The organism is Streptomyces sp. NPDC021224 (assembly GCF_044332905.1).
Lineage (GTDB): Bacteria > Actinomycetota > Actinomycetes > Streptomycetales > Streptomycetaceae > Actinacidiphila.
Window position 1 is genome coordinate 102,527 of sequence record NZ_JBIRPW010000002.1, and the last position, 20,877, is coordinate 123,403.

General features: G+C 73.4%; 20 protein-coding genes and 1 pseudogene. 15 read left to right on the plus strand and 6 right to left on the minus strand.

Annotated elements, in window-relative coordinates; translation table 11 throughout:
- Positions 1 to 439: 439 nt before the first annotated feature.
- The 7 genes and pseudogenes from ACH4PY_RS05565 to ACH4PY_RS05595 all read left to right on the plus strand — a co-directional run bounded on the left by ACH4PY_RS05565 (position 440) and on the right by ACH4PY_RS05595 (position 5,532).
- A complete protein-coding gene (locus ACH4PY_RS05565; RefSeq protein WP_398176260.1) occupies positions 440 to 919 on the plus strand; it encodes a hypothetical protein in 480 nt (159 codons plus the stop codon).
- Complete coding sequence (locus ACH4PY_RS05570; RefSeq protein ID WP_398176262.1) at positions 916 to 2,847, plus strand: cellulose binding domain-containing protein; 1,932 nt, start codon at positions 916 to 918, stop codon at positions 2,845 to 2,847. The genes ACH4PY_RS05565 and ACH4PY_RS05570 overlap by 4 nt, the downstream gene beginning before the upstream one ends.
- Before the next feature lie 245 nt (positions 2,848 to 3,092).
- Positions 3,093 to 3,746 carry a family 43 glycosylhydrolase gene (locus ACH4PY_RS05575; protein WP_398177558.1) on the plus strand — a complete coding sequence of 218 codons (654 nt, stop codon included), beginning with the start codon at positions 3,093 to 3,095 and terminating at the stop codon, positions 3,744 to 3,746.
- 114 nt (positions 3,747 to 3,860) lie between these two features.
- Entirely contained in the window at positions 3,861 to 4,298 is a 438-nt protein-coding gene (locus ACH4PY_RS05580; RefSeq protein ID WP_398177561.1) for a hypothetical protein, read from the plus strand.
- A gap of 168 nt (positions 4,299 to 4,466) precedes the next feature.
- A pseudogene (locus ACH4PY_RS05585) lies at positions 4,467 to 4,837 on the plus strand (DEAD/DEAH box helicase); the annotation flags it as partial.
- 60 nt (positions 4,838 to 4,897) lie between these two features.
- Positions 4,898 to 5,128: a FitA-like ribbon-helix-helix domain-containing protein gene (locus ACH4PY_RS05590; RefSeq protein WP_398176264.1), complete on the plus strand. Its 231-nt coding sequence runs from the start codon at positions 4,898 to 4,900 to the stop codon at positions 5,126 to 5,128.
- Entirely contained in the window at positions 5,125 to 5,532 is a 408-nt protein-coding gene (locus tag ACH4PY_RS05595; protein WP_398176266.1) for a type II toxin-antitoxin system VapC family toxin, read from the plus strand. Before ACH4PY_RS05590 ends, ACH4PY_RS05595 begins: the two co-directional genes overlap by 4 nt.
- Before the next feature lie 317 nt (positions 5,533 to 5,849).
- Here ACH4PY_RS05595 and ACH4PY_RS05600 read toward each other — a convergent pair whose 3' ends face one another.
- Positions 5,850 to 6,059, minus strand: coding sequence for a hypothetical protein (locus tag ACH4PY_RS05600; protein WP_398176268.1), 210 nt, complete (start codon positions 6,057 to 6,059; stop codon positions 5,850 to 5,852).
- 464 nt (positions 6,060 to 6,523) lie between these two features.
- On the opposite strand from ACH4PY_RS05600, the gene ACH4PY_RS05605 reads away from it, so the two are divergent.
- The 6 genes from ACH4PY_RS05605 (at position 6,524) to ACH4PY_RS05630 (ending at position 12,930) form a co-directional block, all read left to right on the plus strand.
- Positions 6,524 to 7,774 (plus strand): nucleotide sugar dehydrogenase, encoded by a 1,251-nt coding sequence (locus tag ACH4PY_RS05605; protein ID WP_398176270.1) that lies wholly within the window; start codon positions 6,524 to 6,526, stop codon positions 7,772 to 7,774.
- A 540-nt stretch (positions 7,775 to 8,314) separates the two neighbouring features.
- Positions 8,315 to 9,370: a Gfo/Idh/MocA family oxidoreductase gene (locus ACH4PY_RS05610; protein WP_398176272.1), complete on the plus strand. Its 1,056-nt coding sequence runs from the start codon at positions 8,315 to 8,317 to the stop codon at positions 9,368 to 9,370.
- A complete protein-coding gene (locus ACH4PY_RS05615) occupies positions 9,360 to 10,499 on the plus strand; it encodes a sugar phosphate isomerase/epimerase family protein (RefSeq protein WP_398176274.1) in 1,140 nt (379 codons plus the stop codon). The genes ACH4PY_RS05610 and ACH4PY_RS05615 overlap by 11 nt, the downstream gene beginning before the upstream one ends.
- Positions 10,496 to 11,848: a M20/M25/M40 family metallo-hydrolase gene (locus ACH4PY_RS05620; RefSeq protein WP_398176276.1), complete on the plus strand. Its 1,353-nt coding sequence runs from the start codon at positions 10,496 to 10,498 to the stop codon at positions 11,846 to 11,848. The genes ACH4PY_RS05615 and ACH4PY_RS05620 overlap by 4 nt, the downstream gene beginning before the upstream one ends.
- Before the next feature lie 67 nt (positions 11,849 to 11,915).
- Complete coding sequence (locus ACH4PY_RS05625; protein ID WP_398176278.1) at positions 11,916 to 12,383, plus strand: DUF6917 domain-containing protein; 468 nt, start codon at positions 11,916 to 11,918, stop codon at positions 12,381 to 12,383.
- Between the two features lie 85 nt (positions 12,384 to 12,468).
- Positions 12,469 to 12,930: a carboxymuconolactone decarboxylase family protein gene (locus tag ACH4PY_RS05630; protein WP_398176280.1), complete on the plus strand. Its 462-nt coding sequence runs from the start codon at positions 12,469 to 12,471 to the stop codon at positions 12,928 to 12,930.
- Here the strand turns inward: ACH4PY_RS05630 and ACH4PY_RS05635 are convergent.
- From ACH4PY_RS05635 to ACH4PY_RS05655, 5 genes are all read right to left on the minus strand, one after another.
- On the minus strand, positions 12,915 to 13,586 hold the full coding sequence (locus tag ACH4PY_RS05635) for a response regulator (protein ID WP_398176282.1): 672 nt from the start codon (positions 13,584 to 13,586) through the stop codon (positions 12,915 to 12,917). The two genes, ACH4PY_RS05630 and ACH4PY_RS05635, sit on opposite strands and share 16 nt — an antisense overlap.
- Positions 13,538 to 14,566, minus strand: a complete 1,029-nt coding sequence (locus tag ACH4PY_RS05640) for a sensor histidine kinase (protein WP_398176284.1) — start codon at positions 14,564 to 14,566, stop codon at positions 13,538 to 13,540. Before ACH4PY_RS05640 ends, ACH4PY_RS05635 begins: the two co-directional genes overlap by 49 nt.
- Before the next feature lie 56 nt (positions 14,567 to 14,622).
- A complete protein-coding gene (locus ACH4PY_RS05645; RefSeq protein WP_398176286.1) occupies positions 14,623 to 15,981 on the minus strand; it encodes an FtsX-like permease family protein in 1,359 nt (452 codons plus the stop codon).
- Positions 15,981 to 16,760: an ABC transporter ATP-binding protein gene (locus ACH4PY_RS05650; protein ID WP_398177565.1), complete on the minus strand. Its 780-nt coding sequence runs from the start codon at positions 16,758 to 16,760 to the stop codon at positions 15,981 to 15,983. The genes ACH4PY_RS05645 and ACH4PY_RS05650 overlap by 1 nt, the downstream gene beginning before the upstream one ends.
- A gap of 213 nt (positions 16,761 to 16,973) precedes the next feature.
- Positions 16,974 to 17,807, minus strand: coding sequence for a DUF4232 domain-containing protein (locus ACH4PY_RS05655; protein ID WP_398176288.1), 834 nt, complete (start codon positions 17,805 to 17,807; stop codon positions 16,974 to 16,976).
- A 186-nt stretch (positions 17,808 to 17,993) separates the two neighbouring features.
- On the opposite strand from ACH4PY_RS05655, the gene ACH4PY_RS05660 reads away from it, so the two are divergent.
- Positions 17,994 to 19,370: a helix-turn-helix domain-containing protein gene (locus tag ACH4PY_RS05660; RefSeq protein WP_398176290.1), complete on the plus strand. Its 1,377-nt coding sequence runs from the start codon at positions 17,994 to 17,996 to the stop codon at positions 19,368 to 19,370.
- Between the two features lie 271 nt (positions 19,371 to 19,641).
- Complete coding sequence (locus ACH4PY_RS05665) at positions 19,642 to 20,859, plus strand: SEFIR domain-containing protein (protein WP_398176292.1); 1,218 nt, start codon at positions 19,642 to 19,644, stop codon at positions 20,857 to 20,859.
- The last annotated feature ends 18 nt before the right edge of the window (positions 20,860 to 20,877 follow it).

A 20,877-nucleotide genomic window follows, 5' to 3' on the forward strand; every position in this document is an offset into this window, starting at 1 on the left:
GACCGGGGAATCCGACTCGAGATGTCACCCGGCCCGCGTCCGCCGTTGAGGCACTCGCCGACGCTGGCACCGTCCGAGCCGGACTCGTAGGACCCCGAGTGCAAGCGGAGTTCGACAGCGCTGCCGCGTACTTCGGCGACGGCACGCCGCCAGTACGCGGGAAGTTCTCTCCCACGCGCGTCACCGGTGAACGTGATGACCGGCAGGACGGCTCTTGTACCGGCCGGACATACCCACTTCATCGGCCGCCCGGCGCGCGCGGTTGATCGTCCATTGCCGACAAGCAGGTGTCCAGCGTCAGCCGGCCCCCTGTCGCTTCACGGACCGTCGGCGTTGCAGTCCGGGTGCGCACGGAGGGGCTTGGTGCGGCAGACCGTCCTTCCGCCATTCCCCGACCCCACATCCCGGAGGAAACCGTGCGCAGACCCGTGCGTCCATTTTGTCACCGCCCGTTCTGCTGGCCGCGGCCGGACTCTTCGCCCTCCTGGGCGCGGGCGTGGCGGTGGTCCCCGAGGCCTCGGCCGCCGTCACCGCCTCGGTTTCCGCCAACGCCGACGCGAAGCTCGCGACGATGCCGGCAACCGGCGTCGGAACGAACGTCGCCGTCTACGACGGGAACATGAACCAGTCGGCCGTCCCGGGCCTGCTCAGCGCCGCGGGCATCAGGACGATCCGCTACCCCGGCGGTTCCTACGCCGACATCCACCACTGGCAGACCAACACCACCGAGGGTGGCTACGTCGCCCCCAACACCGACTTCGACGCCTACATGGGAACGGTCAAAGCCGCCGGCGCCCAGCCCATCGTCATCGCGAACTACGGCTCGGGCACCCCCCAGGAAGCCGCCGACTGGGTGCGGTACGCCAACCCACCCGCTTTCATCTTCCAGACCTCACCGAGATCCAGGAGAGAGCCATGACAGCACGGCAGGACGAACACAAGCCCGCAGGACGGAAATCTCCGAGCCGCAGAGCGGTGCTGGTCGCGCTGGGTGCGCTGCCGGTCCTCTCCGTCGCGACACCTCGTGCGAGTGCGGCGGCCGCAGTGGCGGTGGATCCGGCCGCGCGACGGCAGACGATCCGGGGCTTCGGCGGCATGAACCACCCGGAATGGGCGGGCGACCTGACCGCGGCTCAGCGTGACACGGCGTTCGGTAGCGGCACGGGGCAGCTGGGCTTCTCGATCCTGCGAATCCACGTGGACGAGGACAAGGCCAACTGGAGCAAGGAGGTGGCGACCGCGCAGGCGGCGGTCGCACACGGGGCGCTCGTCTTCGCGTCGCCGTGGAATCCCCCTGCGAGTATGACCGAGACGTTCACCCGCGGCAGCCAGACCGACGCCAAGCGCCTGCGGTACGACATGTACGGGGCCTACGCGCAGCACCTCAACGACTTCTGCACTTTCATGAAGAGCAACGGCGTCGACCTGTACGCCATCTCCGTCCAGAACGAGCCGGACTACGCCTCGACCTGGACCTGGTGGACGGCGAGCGAGATCGTCACCTTCCTGCGGAACAACGCCGGCTCCATCGGCACCAAGGTGATCGCCCCGGAGTCGTTCCAGTACGTCAAGAGCATGTCCGACCCGATCCTCAACGACGCCACCGCCCTGGCCAACCTGGACATCCTCGGCGCCCACCTCTACGGCACCGCGTACTCCAACTTCCCCTACCCCCTGTTCCAGCAGAAGGGGCAGGGCAAGGAACTGTGGATGACGGAGGTCTACTACCCCAACAGCACCGACTCGGCGGACCTGTGGCCCGCCGCGCTCGGCGTCGGAGAACACATGCACCACGCCATGGTGGACGCCGAGTTCCAGGCGTACGTGTGGTGGTACATCCGCCGCTCCTACGGGCCCCTGCGCGAGGACGGCCAGATCAGCAAGCGCGGCGCCGTCATGGCCCAGTTCGCCAGGTTCGTCCGCCCCGGCTGCGTACGCCTCACTATCACGGCCAACCCGCAGACCAACGTCTACACCTCCGCCTACGCCTACGCCGACGGATCCAAGGTCGTGATCGTGGCGGTCAACACGGCCACCTCCACCGTCAGCCAGCAGTTCACGGTCTCCGGTGCCACGTCCGGGAGCGTGTCCGCCTACGTCACCGACGGCTCCAGGAACGTCGCGGCGACCACCGGCCCCGGCATGTCCGGCGGCACCTTCACCGCCTCGCTGCCTGCCCAGAGCATCACCACCTACGTCGTCCCCGTCGGCGGCTCCTCCGGTGGTGACACCCAGGCGCCGACCGCCCCCGGCGCCCCCACCGCCTCCGCGGTCACGTCCGGCTCCGTCACCCTCAGCTGGACGGCCGCCACCGACAACGTGGGCGTGACCGGCTACGACGTCGTACGCGTCAGCGGCAGCACCGAGACCGCCGCCGCGTCCTCCACCACCAACCAGGCCGTTGTCACCGGCCTGACCGCCGGCACGGCCTACACCTTCGCGGTCTACGCCCGCGACGCCGCCGGCAACCGTTCCTCCCGCAGCACCACCACGACCGTCACCACCACCACCGGCACCCCGACCGGCACCTGCGGGATCGGCTACCAGGTGACGAACAGCTGGAGCGGCGGCTTCCAGGGCGAGATCGTCATCAGCAACACGAGCAGCACCCCCCTCGACGGCTGGACCCTGGCCTTCTCCTTCACCGCCGGCCAGACCATCACCCAGATGTGGGGCGGCACACCCGCGCAGAACGGGAGCGCGGTGACCGTGACCCCGGCGGACTACACCCGCGCCATCCCGGCCGGCGGCTCCGTCACCATCGGCTTCCTTGCCAACCAGGGTGGCACCAACCCCGCCCCGACCGCCTTCGTCCTGAACGGCGGCACCTGCACCACCGCCGGCTGACGAGTGGCACCACCGCCACCCACGCGTGGCCCGGACTGCGGCCGGAAGCCTCTGACGCCGGGCCCGTGAACGGGGCGAAGATCGTTGTGTGGACCCGCGACGGCGGCCAGGGCCGGCGGCGAACCGCGAGCCGACCGGTGGCCCGCCGGCGACCACGCGACCGAGACGCACGACCCGCCGCGTACCCCGGCATCCGCCGGGATACGCGGCGACCGAACCGAGGAAGATCAGCTCCCCCATTGCAGATGTACGACAACCCGGTGATCAGTGGCTTCTACCCAGACCCGAGCGTGTGCCGGGTCGGCGATGATTACTACGCGGTGAGTTCGAGCTTCGAGTACTTCCCCGGAGTGCCCCTTTTCCACAGCCGCGACCTGGTGCACCGGCGGCAGATCGGCAACGTCCTGGACCGGCCGGGCCAACTGCTCCTGACGGATGACATACCGTCCTCCCGCGGTATCTACGCACCGACGATCCGGCATCACGACGGCCTGTTCCACGTGATCACTTCCCGGGTCGGTGCCGGCGGAGTCCCCGCCGGGCACCTGATCGTCACCAGCGAGCGGCCGGAAGGTCCGTGGTCCGAACCCGTTCACGTCGATACGCCCGGTGTCGACCCCGACCCGGCCTGGGACGACGACGGCACGTGCTGGTGCAGCACCTCCGGCGTCCGTATGGCGCGCATCGACCCGTCGACAGGGGCGGTGCTGGAGGGCCCGTGGCGGACATGGTCGGGATCCGGTGGGCAGTATCCGGAGGCGCCGCACCTTCACCGCATCGACGGCTGGTGGTACCTGCTGGTCTCCGAGGGCGGTACGGGCGACGGGCACGCCGTCTCCATCGCGCGCAGCCGCCCCCCCGCGGGCCGTTCGAGCCGTGCCCTTCGAATCCGTTCCTGAGTCACCGCGGCACCGATCTGCCGATCCAGAGCACCGGGCACGCCGATCTCGTCCCGCCCGGGACGACTTCGACACCACCGCGCTGTCACCAGGCTGGATCTCCCCCCCCGCAGCCTGCCGGACGCGTCGTGGTCACTGGACGACCGGCCGGGGTGGCCGACGCTCCGTGCGGCCGGCCCGAGCCTCGACCGCCCCGGGTACACCTCCGTCGGACGCCGCCAGCAGCACCTGGACTGCCGAGTCTCCGCCCGTATCGATCCGGGCTCGGGCCGCGGCGGTTTGTGTGTACGCATGGACGAGGCGCACCACTACGAACTCGAAGTCAGCGGCGGAGAAGCCGCCGGGCCGGACACGCTTGCCTTCTCGGTCGTCGGCACTGACACGGCACTGCTGGCGGAACTCGACGGGCGTTACCTCTCGACCCAGCTCAGCACCGGCTTCACCGGTCGTGTGATCGGCATGTACGCCATCGAGGGCAGCGTCGCCTTCGACTGGTTCGACTACACGCCTGCGACGCTTACCACTCAGCACGGCGGAACGAGCGGCTCCTGAAACAGGGCGGGCGGTTCGGCACCGTCGAGGAGCACCATGTGCTCTTCGTCCGAGCAGCCGCACTTCCCGCACTTCGCGCAGCCGTAACGCCGGGGCCCCTTTCGGCTCTGGCGCCGGTACGGGCCGGGGAAGCCGCTTCGGCTCAGCCGCCCCGAGCCGTTCCCAGGGGTCGGCCGGGGGCGCACCGGCTCCGGCAAGACCCTCGCCCTCGGCCTGGCCCTGCCGGCGCGTACCGCCGGGCGGCGCGCCGAGCCCCGTCAGCCGCTGGCCCTGGTGACTGCCGACTGGACCAGGTCGCGATCACCGTGCCGGACGAGGCCGACCAGATGGCCGGCATGGGCTTCGTGCCCCAGGTCACGGCACTCCTGGAACGGTTCTGCCCGCGGGCCGGCGGATGCTGTTCTCCGCCACCCTCGACCGGAACGTCGACCTCCTGGTCCGCCGCTACCTCACCGACCCGGTCGTCCACTCCGTCGGTCCCTGACAGTGGGGTGAGAGCCGCCGCCCTGCACGGCGGGAAATCGCAACCGCAGCGCACTCACGGATCGACAACCCGGAGTGAATCTGCAAAGTGCATGCATTGCTGCTAGATTAAAAGCATGAGCGCACTCACCATCCGGGACGTCCCTGAAGACCAGATCCAGACCCTGAAGATCCGCGCAGCCCAGGCCGGAAAGTCTCTCCAGGCATACTTCCTCGACCTCATCGAACGCGAGACGGCGAAGCCCACCATGGCGGAGATGATGGAACGACTCAACCGCGAAACCACCGCCGACATCAGCACCGCCGACATCCTCAGCGCCATCGACGAAGGCCGGGCGGGCCGTTGATCGTCCTCGACTGCTCTGCGCTCGTCGCTGTCCTCAGCGCCCACAACGCCGAAGGCGACCTGATCCGCACTCGCGTCGCCCAAGCCACCGAGGTGTACGCTCCCACCCTTCTCGACTACGAGGTCCAGTCAGCCCTCCTCGGTATGCGGCGCGGCGGAAAGCTCACCGAAAAGGAGGTCGGTAAGGCGATCGCCGCCTACCGGCTGCTGCCGATCACCAAGCGGGAGACGCTGCCCTTCTGGGACCGAATCCAAAGGCTTCACGCCAACCTGAGCGCCTACGACGCCCAATACGTCGCCCTCGCCGAAGCGCTCGGCAGCCCCCTCGTCACCTGCGACGCCCGCATCGACCGCAGCGGCGCGGCAAAGTGCGCGGTTGAGGTCTTCGAGAGCGCCACCAAGTAGCACGGGTCCGGGTGCTGCCACATCACTCGGCCAACGTGACACGCCCGTCGGCCATTGTCGAAGAGCAACACGTGGTTCTCGTAGGGGGGGAGCAGTCCACCGTGGCGATGGGTTGGCAAGCAGTTGGGCGGGGTTTTCTCCCTGGTGGCATGGCCGGAGCCGTACTCGTCATGCGTAGGTCTCGGGTTCGAATCCCGAAGGCGCTCTCGGCAAACCCCAGGTCAGGCCACTGACCTGGGGCTTTCGTTCTCTCTGGCCATGGGAAGCCCTCGTCGAGGGGCTTTTCGACCTACGCGTGACCGTGCGGCGACAGCTGTTCAGAGGCGAGGGGTGGGTGGCTGTCGTGGCTGGGGTGTGCGGGTGACGATGACCGCGTAGCGGCACTCGGCCTCGGTGGTGTCGTGGAAAGCGCATGGCGCGGGCTCTGCGAGTTCCAGGGTGTCACCGGCGTCGAGTTCGTGGACGGTGGCGCCCTCGTGGAAGGTCAGCTGACCGTCGAGGACCCAGATGACATGGCGGATGAACACCGGCGCGGCATAGGCTCCGCCCAGATGCCGCCGGCGGCGGGCATGCCACCCTGCAGCGCGGAACTCGGCCTCGATCAGGAGGCCACCAGGCCAGGTGCGTCGAACGGCGGCGTGGACCCTCCAGGCGCCTTGACCGCGCGCCGGGCGCACCAGTTGCGGCCCCGGACGCCGCCTTCCGCACCCCCTTGCAGGCACCGGTGCCGTGGGGCCCGCGCGAACCCCGGGCCGCTGCACGGGACTTGCCCGGGCGAGCGGCGGACGCGGGCCTCACTCGGCCGCCTAGCGCAGGGGCGCGGGGGTGAGGGCCGGGGGAGTGAAGAATTCACTCGCTTGAGCAGCGCGCGGCGGCAGTGCCTGCGGGTCGTGCGGGCGACTGGGCAAGATGCGCGGGGTGAGCGCACCGCGGGCGGCCGCCCGGCACGGTTCGTGCAGCGCCCACCGCCGCCGTCAGGGGAGTTTCGGTCATGACGTTCGATCTGCTGATCGTGGGCCTGGGGTACGTCGGGCTGCCGCTCGCCCGCGCGGCCGGGGACGCGGGGCTCGCCGTCGCCGGGTACGACATCGCCCCCGACACGGTCGCGGCGCTGCGCGCGGGGCGTTCGACGGTGCGCGACGTCAGCGACGCGGACGTGGCCCGTATGCTCCGCGCGGGCTTCACCGCCGACACCGACCCGGGGCTGCTCGCGGACGCGCAGGCCGTCGCCGTGTGCGTGCCCACCGGCCTCACCGCGGACGGGCGGCCCGACCTCGGCCCGCTCACGGCCGCGTGCCGTACGGTCGCGCGGTATCTGCGGCCCGGGATGCTGGTCGTCGTCGAGTCGACGTCCTTCCCCGGGACGACCGAGGAGCTGGTGCGGCCGCTGCTGGAGACGTCGGGACTCGTCGCGGGGACGGACTTCCACCTGGGCTACTCGCCCGAGCGGGTCGATCCGGCGAACCGGTTCTTCGACATCGGGAACACGCCCAAGGTCGTCTCCGGTGTGACGCAGGTGTGCGCGAAGCAGTGTGCCGCGCTCTACGAGCACTTCGTCGAGCGCGTGATCGTCGCGCGCGGCACGCGGGAGGCGGAGCTGGCCAAGCTGCTGGAGAACACCTACCGCAGCGTGAACATCGCGCTGGTCAACGAATTCGCCCGCTACTGCCACGAGGTGGGCGCGGACGTGTGGGACGTGGTGGCGTGCGCGTCGACCAAGCCGTTCGGCTTCCAGTCCTTCCGGCCCGGTCCGGGCGTGGGCGGCCACTGCATCCCCGTCGACCCGGTCTACCTGCTGCACGGCGCCCCCGCCGACTCCTTCCCCGTCGTACGGGCCGCGCTGCGCGCCAACCGCGTCATGCCGGACCATGTCGTGGGCCGGGCCGCGCGGTTGCTGCGGGACGGCGGTCTCGCGCTGCCGGGCGCGCGCGTCGTGCTGCTGGGCACCTCGTACAAGCCCGACACGGACGACCTGCGCGAGTCGCCCGCGCGGGACGTCGCGCGCGGGCTGCTGGAACTCGGCGTCGGCGTCGGCTGGCACGACCCGCACGCGACCGCCCCGCCGCTCGACGACACCCGGCTGCGGCGGTACGACGACGCGCTGCGCGCCGCGGCGGACGCGGACCTCGTGGTGCTGCTCCAGGCGCACCACGCCTACGACCTGGGCGCGCTCGCGGCCACCGCGCGGCTGCTGTTCGACACCACCGGGAAGATGGCGGGCGAGGGCGTCGTACGGCTCTGACATACGGCACGCGTCGGACCGCGTCAGCCTGCCGGGGCGAACTCCCGTACCGCGTCGGCGATGAACTCCACGTGCCCGTCGGTCGGATGGGGGTGGACCGGCGGCGACAGGATGCGCCGGCCCGCGTGTCCGGCGGCGGGCCAGAAGCCGCCGGGGTCGGCAAACGGAGCGAACGCGGGCCGGCACGGCAGCGGTTGGCCTGCGGGAAGAACGGGACGCCGGGCGGCCGTTCGCGCTGCGGCTGCACGGTCTGCTGGAGGTCCATCTCCGCCTCTCCGGTCCGGGGTCGCACGGTGACGCTACGGCGTGCGGGGCGGCGAACACCGGGACGCGGCGGGCCCCTTGCGGTGTTTCACGCGAAAAGGGCGCGACCGGCGCGTTTCGTTGACTTCGTCCGGTTCCGGCGCGCAGGCTGGCCCGCGTTGCCCCGGATCCGCCGGATCCGGGGCGTACCCGTTCGACGGGACACCGAACGCCGAACGCAGAAGACGGAAACACCGCCCGTACGACGGCGGACAGGACGGAAGGTTGTTGCCGGACATGCCGGAGAAGCTGCGCACGTTGGTCGTCGGCCTGGGCCGGGCGGGGGCGGGCCTCCACCTGCCGGTCCTCGCCAAGGCCCGGGAGCGGCAGCCGGAATGGTTCGCGCCCGACCCCGTGGTCGCCTACGACCAGGACGCCGTGGCCCGTGCCTGCCACGCCGCCGAGGGCCTGCGCACGGTGGCCTCGCTCGCGCACGCCGCGCGGGAGATGGACCCCGAACGGACCGTCGTGCACGTCTGCACGCCGCCCGTCGCGCGGGTCGCGCTCGTCGAGGAACTGCTCGAACGGGGCTTCCGCAGACTGCTGGTGGAGAAACCTCTCGCCTCCGGCCCGCGCGACCTCGCCCGGCTGCTCGACCTGCTGCGCCGCCCCGGTGTCCAGGCCGCGGTGGTGGCCCCCTGGCTGGCCAGCACGCTGACCGACCGGCTGACCGGACTCGTCCGGGAGCGGTCCGCGCTGGGCAGGCTGCGGCAGATCTCCGTCGTCCAGAACAAGCCGCGCTTCCGCCGTTCGCTCGCCACCACCGGGCACCCCACCGCCTTCGACGTCGAGGTCCCGCACGCGATGGGCGTCCTGCTGCGGCTCGCCGGGGACGCCGACGTGGCGGGCGCCACCTGCGCCGACCTGGACGTCAACGGGCGGCGGCTGCCGCGGATCGGCGGCGCGACGCTGCGCCTGGCGCACCACGGCGGAGTCCGCAGCGTCATCCGCTCGGACCTCACCTCGCCCGTGCGCGAACGCCGCATCACCCTGCGCTTCGACCAGGGCACCGCGATCGGCCACTACCCGGCCGAGGCCTCCGACCACTACGCCCAACTGCGCCTGCTCGTCCGGGACGCACCGGTCGCACCGCGCGCGGTCTTCCGCGACGACGCGCTCACGGAGGTCATGCTGCGCTCCTACACCGGCTTCGCCACCGGGGGAACCGACAGCGCCGCCTTCGCGGAGCAGGCGCGCGTGGTCGGGCTGCTGAGCGAGGCGAAGGAGCTGGCCTTCCCGCACGAAGCGCCCGAAGGGGCCGAGGCGCAAGAGGAGTTGGCCGGTGTCCGCTGAGCCCCCCGTGGGAGCCGCCGTCCGCCCCGTCCTGACCGGGATCGGCGACGAGGCCGCGCTCGGCGTCGCGGGCCAGATCGCGGCCGTCACGGCGCTGGGCTGGCGGTCGGTCGAGCTGCGCACGATCGACGGCACGCCCGTCGCCGACCTCTCGCGCGCCGACTTCGACCGCGCGGCGGGCACGCTCGCCGACGCCGGGGTCGCGGTCAGCGCGGTGGACGCCCGGATCGGCGGCTGGGCCCGCCCCGTCACCGCCGACTTCACCGCCGACCTCGCCGAACTCGACGTCCTGGCACGGCGATGCGCCCGGCTCGGCGCGTCCCGCGTCCGCGTCATGTCCTTCCCGAACGACGGGCTCGGCGCCGCGGAGTGGGAGCGCGAGGTGCTCCGCCGATTCGCTGAACTCGCCCGCCGGGCCCAGGCGTTGGGCGTCACGCTGCTGCACGAGAACTGCGCCGGGTGGGCGGGCGCCGACCCCGCCCGGATGCTGCGCCTGCTGGACGCGGCCGGGCCCGCCCTCGCCCTCCTCCACGACACCGGCAACGGCCCCGCGTACGGCTACGACGCCTTCGCCCTGCTGACCCGCCTGCTCCCCTACGCCGACCGCATCGCCCACGTCCACGTCAAGGACGCGCTGACGGCCCCCGGCCGCCCGCCCCGCTACTGCGAACCCGGCACGGGCGACCTCCGCGTGGCCGAGACCCTGCGCCTTCTGCTCGCCCACGGCTACCGCGGCGCCCTCTCGATCGAGCCGCACATCGCGGTGCGCCCCCACGAGGCCCACCGCGCCCCGGAGGACCGCTGCGCCGCGGCCTTCCACCGCTGCGGGCTGGCGCTGACCCGGCTGCTGGACGAGACGGGGGCGGGGGCGGGCGCGTCGTACGGTACGGCCCGGGTCGCGGGCCAAGGCATGCCGGAGGGTGCGGCCCGGCTGCCGCGCCCGGCGGCGGGGGTGTGGGGCGGCGCGGTGCGCGCGGCCGGGCGGCTGCTGCCCGTACGGGACGGCGCGGGCGGGCCGCCGGGCACGGAGGGGAGCCCCGGCCGTACGACCGGTGCGGGCTCCGACCTGGCCGGCCGCGCGGGCGTCGCGCCCCTGCCCGGCCCCGTGCGGCGGGAGCCGCTGCCGTGAGCGTGTTCGGTGCCGCCGACCGGGATCTGCTCCTGGACCTGCTCGCCCTGCCGACCGCCGGGCCGCTCGAAGGGGGGCCGGGGGCGCCTGCCCCCGCGCTGTGGGAGGCGCAACGGCGTTACGCGGAGGCCGCCGCCGGGCTGGGGTTCGCGGTCGTGCACCACGCGGCGCCGCCGCCCGGGTGCCTCGCGCGCGCGGACGTACCCCTTCCCGTACGCGAGGCAGCGGCCACGCGGGCGGACTTCCTCGACTGCCAGCCCGGTCTCGTGCTGGCCCTCGGGCCCACGGCGGCGCCCGCCGGGCGGACGGTGATGTTCAACGTGCACCTCGACACCGTCGCGGGGGCCGGGCCCGTCTCCTTCGACGGTGCCCGCTTCCACGGCCGGGGCGCGATCGACGCGAAGGGGCCGGCCGTCGCACTGCTGGCCGGGTTGCGGCAGGCGCTCCGGGAGCAGCCGGGGCTGCCGCGGGACACGCGCGTGCTCGTGCAGGCCGTCTCGGGCGAGGAGGGCGGCGCCCTCGGCACCTTCGGGACGCGCCTGCTCGTCGAGGCCGGGCACCACGGGCGGCTCAACGTCTTCTGCGAACCCACCGGCGGGCGCGCGCTGTTGCGGTGCACCGCCGCCATGACCGCGCGCATCCGGGTGCACGGCCGGGACGCGATCGACGACCGGCCCGGCACCGGCCACAACGCCACCGTCCTGCTCGGCCACCTCGCCGCGCACCTGGCCGCCGCGCTCGACCCCCGGCTCGACCCGGCCGAGGGCCAGGTGTGCGTGGCCGGACTGCACACCGGCACCCTGCACAACCGCGTCTACGGGGAGGGGCAGTTGCTGCTCAACCTCTCCTACGGCTCCGCGGCCGCCGGGCAGCGGCTGGAGCGGCTGGTGTCCGCCGCGGTCGCGGGCGGACTGCGATCCTTCCGGGCGGAGTTCGCGGCGAGCCCGCGGTTCGGCCGGACCGCCGCCGACGCCGCCGACATCGTCCGGCTGGACTGGCTCAAACGCGGCCTGCCCGTGCTCGACGGCGACCCGTCGTGGCTCGCGCCGCTGCTGCACCGCGCGGGGGTGCCGCTGTGGCCCGCCGCCGAGCCCGGGTTCACGTGCGACGCGATCTGGATGTCCGGCGTGCCCGGCGCGCACACCGTCGTGCTGGGCCCCGGCCGTCTCGACACCAACCGGGCCCACGCGGAAGGGGAGTTCGCCGAACTGACGGAGCTGGACGCGTTCGCGGCCACCGTTCCCCGGCTGCTCGCGGCCTTCCGGTCCGCGCCCGCCGACGACGTCCCCCGCGTCCCGCCGCCCGCCCGCCCGGCGCAGAGCCCCGCGCACACCGCCCCGCCCCCGTGACCCGCGCCTGCCCAGACGACGCACCCGAATCCACAGACGGACCCGAACCCGTACCGGAGGCGCTCCCGTGCTGACCTCGCCCGCATCGCCCGCATCCCTGCCGCGCCCCGCCGTTCCCGAGGACGGCCGCAAGCGCATCGTGCACGGCCCGCTCGTCAAGGTGCTCCTCCACCGCGGGGACGACCGCGGCATGACCCTCGAACCGCACGCCAGCCGGTGCGTGCGCGCGGGTGAGGTGCACGAACTGGTCACCACCGACCACGACGACACCGCGCCCGGCGCCCGGATCGACCGCGTCGGCTTCCTCGGCTTCGTCGAACTGGCCTGCGGCGGGGTCGTGGACCGTGGCGACACCGTACGGATCGGGGGGCGGCGCGTCGGCACCGTCCTCGGCTTCGACGCCTGCCACTTCCCGGACCACTACAACATCGTCATCCGCGCGGACGCCCCCGTGACCGGGGCCGATCTGCGGCTCGCGCCCGAACTCCCGGTCAGCTTCGAGCAGTCGCCGCTCACCGCGCCGCCCACACCGTAGGAACCGGTGCCGTACGGCCCCACGCGCGTACGACCCCACGCCGCAGGACCCGACCCGTACCACCGCACCCGCCAGGAGCCCCCCCATGACGCGTACCAACCCCATCGCCGCCGCGCCCGACGCGCTGGCCGCGCTCACCGAGCTGTCCTCCGCCTCCGCCGAGGGCCTGCCGCCCGCGCTCGCGCAGCTCGTCAGCCTGCACGTCTCCCAGCTCAACGGCTGCGTCTACTGCACCGGCCTGCACCGCGACGGGGCCCTGGCCGCGGGTCAACCGGCGCTCAAGCTGGAGGCGTTGGCCCGCTGGGCGGACTCGCCCGACTTCACGCCCGGCGAGCGCGCCGCCCTCGGTCTCGCCGAGCACCTCACGCGGCCGTCCGGCGGCGCGGTGCCCGAGGACGTGCACGCGGAGGCCGCCCGGCACCTGGGGGACGCGGCGGCGGCCCGGGTGATCTGGACGGTCGCGGCCGTCAACGCCTGGAACCGCGTCGGCATCGCGACGGCCGCCCCGCTCGCCGGGCGGCGGCCCGCCGTTCAGGAAGGGGTCTGAGGGCTCCCGCCCTCCGTCCGCAGGTATTCCAGGACCGCGAGCACCCGGCGGTTGTCGTCCGGCGCGGTCGGCAGGTCCAGTTTCGCGAAGATGCTGTTGATGTGCTTGCTCACGGCGTTCTCCGTGACGACCAGGGCCGCGGCGACGCCCGCGTTGGAGCGGCCCTGCGCCATCAGGGACAGCACCTCGCGCTCGCGCGGGGTGAGCCGGGACATCGGCCCGCTGCCGCCCAGCCGGGAGACCATCGCCGAGACGACCTTCGGGTCGAGCACCGTCGCGCCCCTGGCCACCTGCCGGACCGCGTCCACGAAGTCCGGGACGTTGCCGACCCGGTCCTTGAGCAGGTAGCCGATCGCGCCCTCGCCCGAGCTGAGCAACTCCCGGGCGTAGAGCTGCTCGACGTACTGGCTGAGCACCACCACGGGGAGTCCCGGGCGGCGTTCGCGGGCGGCGAGGGCGGCGACCAGGCCCTCGTTGCTGAAGGTCGGCGGCATCCGGACGTCCACGACCGCGACGTCCACCTCCGCGCGGGCCAGCGCCTCCGACAGCGCCTCCGGGTCGCCGACCGCGGCCACCACCTCGAAGTCGTGCGCCTCCAGCAGGCGGGTCAGGCCGTCCCGGAGGAGGGCGAGGTCTTCGGCGATGACAACGCGCACGGCACCTCCATCGTCACCCGGGTCGGGCCCCCGGGCGGGCTGTCCACGGCGAGCGTGCCGTCGAAGACCTCCAGCCGGCGCGCCACCCCGCTCAGCCCGCTCCCGGCGCCCGTGGAGGCACCGCCGGAACCGTCGTCCCCGACGACGACCGTCAGCGTACCGGCGCGGTGCGCCAGCTCCACCCACGCCCGGCTCGCCCCGGCGTGCTTGACGACGTTGGCCAGGCACTCCGTCGTCGCGAAGTACACTGCGGACTCCACCGGCGCCTCCAGCCGCCCCGGTACGTCCGCCGCGACGGTGACCGGCAGCGCCAGGTCCAGCGCCACCGCCTGCACCGCGCCGGCCAGTCCGCGGTCGGCCAGCACGGGCGGCTGGATCCCCTCCATGACGGTGCGCAGCTCCTCCAGCGCGGTCAGCGTCGTCGCCCGCGCCTCCGCCAGCAGCGCCGCGACGGCGTCCGGGTCGCGGCGCAGCAGCTCGCTCGCGAGCCCCAGGTTCATCGCCAGCGACACCATGCGGGCCTGCGCCCCGTCGTGCAGATCCCGTTCGATCCGCTTCAACTCGGCCGCCTGCACGTCGAGTACGCCGCTGCGGGTGCGGTGCAGCGCGGCCACCCGCGCGGTCAGCTCCTGCTCGCGGGCCGGGGGCAGCCGTTGCAGCCACCACGCGTGCACCACGAGGGCGACGGCCACCACGGGCGTACTGAAGACGGGCCAGAAGAAGCCGCCGCCGGACAGCGCCCACGACACGATGTCGATGCCCACCCACACCGCGCTCAGGGCCAGTTGGAGCGCGAACGCGCGCCGCCGCCCGCGCGGTTTGCGCAGCGCCCAGCGCAGCCCGTACTGGAGCGCCAGGTTGACGCCGAGCCCGAACCACACCCAGCGCGGCCAGAAGTACATCGGCCGCAACTGCGCCCACACCAGCGTGTCCACGGCCCCGATGACGGCCGAGGCGACGGCCTGCCACACCAGGAACACGCCCCAACCGGGCCAGCGCAACCGCCGGCCCGGTCGGGGGAGTTGGCGCCCCGCGCTCACGCGGCCGCCGCCGTCCGCAGGGCGACCGTCGCGGGGGCGCGCCCCGCGCGGTGGGCCGCAGCGAGCGCCGCGCCCAGCCCCAGCACCGCGACCCCGGCGACCACCGCGGCGTGGATGCCGACCGCCGCGCCCGGCAGGACCTCGCCCGTCACGGCCAGGCTGTACGGGACCGCGGACGCCACGGCCGCGAGCGTGCCGAACAGCAGCCCCGTCACCAGCGTCAGCGCGGTCTCGGCGGCGACCTGCCGCAGCACCTGCCGCGGGGTCGCCCCGGCCAGCCGCAGTTGGGCGAACTCGCCCTGCCGGGCGGCCGTCTCGGCCACCACCAGGTTCACCAGCATCACCGCGGAGAAGACCGCGAGCATGCCGACGACGACGTAGTTGAGCGTCGCCGTGCCCTTGTCGTCCGCGGACAGGTGCGGGTGCGCGGAATTCCACACCGACTGCATCGCGAGCGTCCCCGTGGAGATCGCCGTGCACAGCACGACCGGCATCACCGCGGTCGCCGCCCGCTGGACGCGCTGCCGCACCGCCAGCACACCGAGCCGCCCCGGCGCCCCGAACGCCCCCAGCAGCGGGGCCAGCGCCGCCGCCACCGCCCGCAGCAGGACCGGCGCCAGCAGCGCGAAGCCCAGCGCGGACAGCACCGCGCCCTCGCCCGCGACGGACTGCGCGTCGATCTTCGAGCCGTCCACCGCGGTCGCCGTCACCACCGCGCAGCTCGTCCCGGCCACCACCAGCAGCACCCCCGCGGCCAGCCGGAAGCGGCTGGTGCGGCGGCCCCCGGCGGCGGCCTGCCGGTGCGCCTCCACCGCCCGGCGGCGGGCCGCCCGCCGCGCCGTGCCGAACGAGGCGGCGAGCGCGGCCAGCAGACTGCCGCCCGCCCCGACCGCGAGCGCGGAGGCGCCGAACCGGAAGCCCACCGCGTCGCCGACCTGGCCGGTGTCCTGGAGCAGGTGCAGCAGCGTCCAGCCGCCGCCGTAGCCGACCGGCAGCGCGAGCAGCACACCCGCGAGCCCCACCAGGGCCGTCTCGCCGACGACCAGCCGGACGGTCTGCGCGGGCGTGGCGCCCAGCGAGCGCAGCAGCGCCAGCTCGCCCGCCCGCTGCCGGGCCGCGACCGCCAGCGTCGTGGCCACGGCGGAGGTGACGACGAGCACGCCCCAGCCGCCGACGACCGAGGCCATGATCGTGAGCGTGTCCCGGTCCGTGCCCGTGACGTGCGGGCCGCCCGCGGTGTCCAGCAGCGCGGCGAAGGACATCAGGATCGCCGCGCCCAGGAAGACCGCGAGGAAGGCGGCGAGGAAGCTGCCGCGCCGGTGCCGTACCGACGCGCGGGCGAGTCCGCGGGCCATCACGCGACCTCCGTCCGGGGCGCGGCGGCGGTGCGGGCGCCCGCGGACGCGGCGGAGGCGCCCGCTCCGACGTCCAGGGCGGCCATCCGGCGCGCGGTCTGCGCCGCGTCCGGGGAGCGCAGCTCGTCGACCAGCCGGCCGTCGGCGAGGAAGAGGACGGTGTCGGCGTAGGCCGCCGCCACCGGGTCGTGCGTGACCATGACGACCGTCTGCCCGAACGCGTCCGCGCTCTCCCGCAGCAGCGCCAGCACCTGCCGGCTGCTCACCGTGTCCAGCGCGCCGGTCGGCTCGTCCGCGAACAGCACCGCGGGCCGCGTCGCCAGTGCGCGGGCGACCGCCACCCGCTGCTGCTGCCCGCCCGACAGCTCCGCCGGCCGCCGCTCCGCGAGGTCCGCGATGCCCAGCCGCTCCAGCACCGCCGCCGCCTCCGCGCCCACCCGGCGCCCGCGCCGCCCGGCGAGCGACTGCGGCAGCAGCACGTTCTGCCGCACGGTGAGGTACGGCACGAGGTTGTAGTGCTGGAAGACGAAGCCGATGCGCGACCGGCGGAAGCGCGTCAGCTCCGACTCCCCGCCGCCCGGCAGCTCCACCCCGCCGACCAGCACCCGCCCCGAGGTCGGCCGGTCCAGCCCCGCCGCGCACTGCAGCAGCGTGCTCTTGCCCGACCCCGACGGCCCCATGACCGACGTGAACGTCCCCGCCGCGAGGCCCAGCGACACCCCGTCCAGCGCGGTCACCGGCTCCCCGTCGCCCCCGTACACCTTGACCACGTCCACCATCCGCAGCGCCTCCCCGGCGCCACCGCGTGTCCCGTCCACTGCCCCGTCCTCCCGCCGTCCGTGCCGGTGTTTTCCGACACCGACGACGCTACGGACCCCCGGATCCCCCGGACATGCAGCCAGTATCCGGATCCCGGACTACAGAAAACCCCACCCCGCGGGTGTCCTTTCCCGTGGGGAGGGGCTGCTGCGCCAGGTCAGGGAGGGTCCGGGTCAGGACTGGTAGTCGGCGGTCTTCATGGAGGACACCGCGTCGGAGACCGTGGTGCGGTAGAGGCCGAGCTTGGGGTGCAGGACGGGGGTGGAGGCGGGGAGCGGGAAGTTGAGGGTGGCCGCGTTGGGCATGTGGTCGCCGTCGGCGAGGACGTTCAGCTCGTCGATGCCGGGGACGGTGCCGGTGGTCGCGCCGCTCGGGTCGAGGTCGATCACGGCGTAGGCGGTGCCGCCCGCGTACACCGGGTAGGCCGGGGCGCCGCCGAGGCCGCTGGGGATCAGCGGGTGGACGGCCTTGTCACCGTTCGGGGCCTTCGCGTTGTCGAGGTAGACGAGCGGGTAGTAGCTCAGGCCGCACGAGCGCTTCCCGGTGTTGTGCACCTCGATGACCCGCTGGGAGGGGGCGCCGGAGCGGCCCGTCACATGCACCGAGAGCTGCTGCGGCGTGCAGGGGTGGGTGAAGGCGTAGCTGTCGCTGGTCGCGTCACCGCCGCCCTTCGCGCTGCTGCCCTGCGACCCGGTGCCCTTCGCGCCGCTGCTGCTGCCGTTCCCGTTGCCGTTCCCGCCGGTGGTGCCGTTGCCGCTGCCGCCGCTGCTCTTGCCGTCGCCGGAGTGCGAGGCGGCCGGCGCGGGGGACGCGGGGTCGGCGGAGGGGGCCGCGGTGGAGGCGCCCGGGGCGGCGGTGCTCGACGCCGTCGTGGACGGGGCCCCTGCCGTGTCGTCCGACTGGCACGCCGTGAGCGTGAGCACGCCGAGTCCGAGGACGGCGGCGGACGCGAGCGCCCGGACGGAGGTGAGGGACGCGGCGGACAGGAAAGCGGGCTTCGTCGGCATGGTGGCCGCCCTTCGTGTGGATCACTGGGTGATTCGCTGACTGGCTTGCGTCATCACCGTCGGGCGTGGCCCGTCCCGTCCGCCACAATCTCGCGACAGTCCGGGACGCTGGGACATTCCAGCCCCTCTGAGCTGCGATGATGTACCCACCTGGAACGCCGTTCCGGGACGGGGAGGGACTGGGGCATGACCACGCACGTCGAGGAGTTCGCGGGGCGGCTGCGCGAGCTGAAGGAGCGCTCGGGGCGCAGTTACGGCCAGCTGGCCACTCGGCTGCACCTCAGCACCTCCACTCTGCACCGCTACTGCAACGGCGCGGCCGTACCGACCGACTACGCCCCCGTCGAACGCTTCGCCCGGCTTTGCGGCGCTACGTCCGAAGAACTGCTCACACTTCACCGCAGCTGGGTGCTCGCGGACGCAACACGCCGCGAAACCGACCGACCGGGGGAGCCGCGGCCCGCGCCCTTGACGGGGCCGGTCGCGGAGCCGGCTGCCGAGCCGGCCGCGGGACCGGCCGCCGAGCCGGCCGCGGACCGCGCGGAGGACCCGCGGCCCGCCGCCGAGCCCGAACTCGGACCCGAGCCCGAGACCGCCGCCGGGTCCGGCACCCCCGCCGAGCCCGGACCCGACGTCACCGCCGAGCCCGGTGCCGCCGCGGGCCGGCCGCCGCGGCGGGCGCGCCGCACCGTGCTGGTCCTGGGGGCCGTCGCGGCGATCGCGGCCGTCGCCACGCTGCCGCTCGCGCTGCACGGGCGGGGCGACGGCGACCGCGGCAGCGGCCCGCCCTCGCCGCTCCCGGCGACGCACAGCCTGACCGCCGCTCCGCCGACGGCGACGCCGTCCCCCGTCGTGACCTCGGCGTCCGCCACCCCCACGACGGCGTCCCCCACGGCGACCGCGCCCACCGCGCCCGCCACCCACGCCCCCGGCACGGGCCCGGCGCCCTTCACGGTCAATGTGATGGCCGACAACTGGAACTCGCAGTGCGGGCAGTGGTTCCGGATGCCGCAGCAGCCCGGCAAGGTGCCCCCGCCGCCGTCGCTGGAGCAGACGGACGCGTGGGCGGCGGCGCTGGGCGGCGTCCCGGCGGGGCACCTGCGGCTGGAGCTGACCGCGCAGACCGGGGCGACGCAGCCGATCGTGCTGCACGCGCTCTACGTCCACGTCGTGAGCAGCAAGCCGGCGCAGAAGGGCACCGTCTACACCCCCGGCTCCGGCTGCGGCGGCGCCCTGGACCCGGCGTACTTCGCCGTCGACCTCGACGCGACGACCCCGCGCACCACGCCGGTCCGCGGCTTCGCCGACGACGGCCGGACGCGGACCCTCAGCACATTCCCGTACCGGATCTCCGCGACCGACCCCCAGGTCCTGGACGTGGACGCGGGCACCGCCGACCGCGACGTCAGCTGGTACCTGGAGCTGTCCTGGAGCAGCGGCGACCGCTCCGGCAGGCTCACCGTCGACGACGGCGGCCACCCCTTCCGCACGGTCGGCCTCAAGGGCGATCCGGCCTACTTCTACAACGGCGAGGCATGGGCCCCCACGACGGCGGACAGCTGACAGCGGTCTCCGTCCGTCCAGCGCCTCCATGCCACCGGCCACGGAGAGGCTGAACGGGGCACACGCGGCGGGGCGACACCGGTCGACCTTCCTCGGGGCCCCGTTCGGAGGGCGGCGAGTGCCGAATCAACCCCGTTTTTCCACAGCGGAAGTTGACAATTGTCTGACGGTGTTCCGCTCCGGCCCGCGTGCGTGTGCCGGCGTACCTAGCGTGGTTTCACCGTGAAGTGCTGCGAAAGGCGGACCCGTGAAACCGCAAGGTCAGAGGAACGTGCGCATCGACCTCACCCTCGTTCGTGAGGGTGGACGGCGAATGGATTCGGCGCCTGGCGATGCCGTGTTCGGTGCCGTGCGCCTGTGGAATTGGCAGGTCGATCGCATCGAACCGCCGGTACACACCTTTGGCGGGTCCGATCTGCATCTGATCAAGATCAACTACGAACTGGAACTCCGGCCCGGCTTCTCCCGGATGCCCTGGTTCGAGATCTCCTGCCGGTTCCCCTCCCCCGAGGGGGAGGGGCAGGCCGTGGTCGTGGACGCCCTTCCTGGGCGCGTGGCACCGACGGACGTCTCCAGGGCCTACGTGCTGAATCAGTACCTGAACTTCGTGCCGAGCGCGGACGGTGCCGGTGCGCATGCCTTCCTGCCCGCGTCCGCCGACCGGATCGACACGTTCGGAATCGGTGGGCCCGGCGTGCGCTGGCGGCATGTGGAGCACGGCGAGTCCGGCGTCCGCCAGGGTTCCTACGCCGCGTGGGCGGTGCTGCTCACGCCCGGCGGCCGTGTCGAGCAGGAGGTGGAGTTCTCAGTCCGTTATGACCGCTCGGCGGGGCCGGATGACGCCTATGTGCCGGTGCAGTCTCCGGCCTCCTTCGTTCTCGACCTCGGCGAACGCGCAGCGCCCGTGCCCGCCGTCACGCCGTGGCCCTCCGCGGCGAACGGGGAACGGGCAGGGAGGCGCGCGCCCTCGGTGTTCATCTGCTACGCCCACGATTCGCCGCACCACAAGTACATGGCTCGGCAGTTCGGCACCCTGCTGGTGAAGAGCGGTGTCGACGCGCACATGGACCAGTGGGACGACGACGGTCGCAAGGAATGGTCCGTGTGGGCGCTCAAGCTCATCAACGAGGTGGACTACGTCGTCGTCCTTGCCTCTCCTATCTGCCGCAAGGCGTTCGACGGCGGGCTTCACGGTCCAGACCACCCAGGAATCCGCAGCGAGGCCCAACTGATCAAGGAGAAGCTGCACGCTCACCGTGACGTGTGGACGGCCAAGGTGCTGCCGGTCGTCCTGCCGCACGAGTCGGTGGACAACATCCCCGAGATCCTGCAGCCGTGGACGACGGACCACTACGAGGTGGAGAAGTTGACCTCCGACGGCATCAACGATCTGCTGCGGGCGATGACGGGAGTTCCCCGCTACTCCCGGCCAACACTCGGCACGCTGCCGCCCGACGTCGTCGATCCCTTGGAGGACGACGAGTTCTGACCCGCAGCCGGGGGCCAT

What these genes read in the sequence shown, in the direction of transcription:
- ACH4PY_RS05570 (WP_398176262.1), top strand. Translation starts at nt 916, where the DNA reads ATGACAGCACGGCAGGACGAACACAAGCCCGCAGGACGGAAATCTCCG.
- ACH4PY_RS05575 (WP_398177558.1), top strand. Translation starts at nt 3,093, where the DNA reads ATGTACGACAACCCGGTGATCAGTGGCTTCTACCCAGACCCGAGCGTG.
- ACH4PY_RS05590 (WP_398176264.1), top strand. Translation starts at nt 4,898, where the DNA reads ATGAGCGCACTCACCATCCGGGACGTCCCTGAAGACCAGATCCAGACC.
- ACH4PY_RS05605 (WP_398176270.1), top strand. Translation starts at nt 6,524, where the DNA reads ATGACGTTCGATCTGCTGATCGTGGGCCTGGGGTACGTCGGGCTGCCG.
- ACH4PY_RS05610 (WP_398176272.1), top strand. Translation starts at nt 8,315, where the DNA reads ATGCCGGAGAAGCTGCGCACGTTGGTCGTCGGCCTGGGCCGGGCGGGG.
- ACH4PY_RS05630 (WP_398176280.1), top strand. Translation starts at nt 12,469, where the DNA reads ATGACGCGTACCAACCCCATCGCCGCCGCGCCCGACGCGCTGGCCGCG.
- ACH4PY_RS05645 (WP_398176286.1), bottom strand. Translation starts at nt 15,981, where the DNA reads ATGGCCCGCGGACTCGCCCGCGCGTCGGTACGGCACCGGCGCGGCAGC.
- ACH4PY_RS05650 (WP_398177565.1), bottom strand. Translation starts at nt 16,760, where the DNA reads ATGGTGGACGTGGTCAAGGTGTACGGGGGCGACGGGGAGCCGGTGACC.
- ACH4PY_RS05655 (WP_398176288.1), bottom strand. Translation starts at nt 17,807, where the DNA reads ATGCCGACGAAGCCCGCTTTCCTGTCCGCCGCGTCCCTCACCTCCGTC.
- ACH4PY_RS05660 (WP_398176290.1), top strand. Translation starts at nt 17,994, where the DNA reads ATGACCACGCACGTCGAGGAGTTCGCGGGGCGGCTGCGCGAGCTGAAG.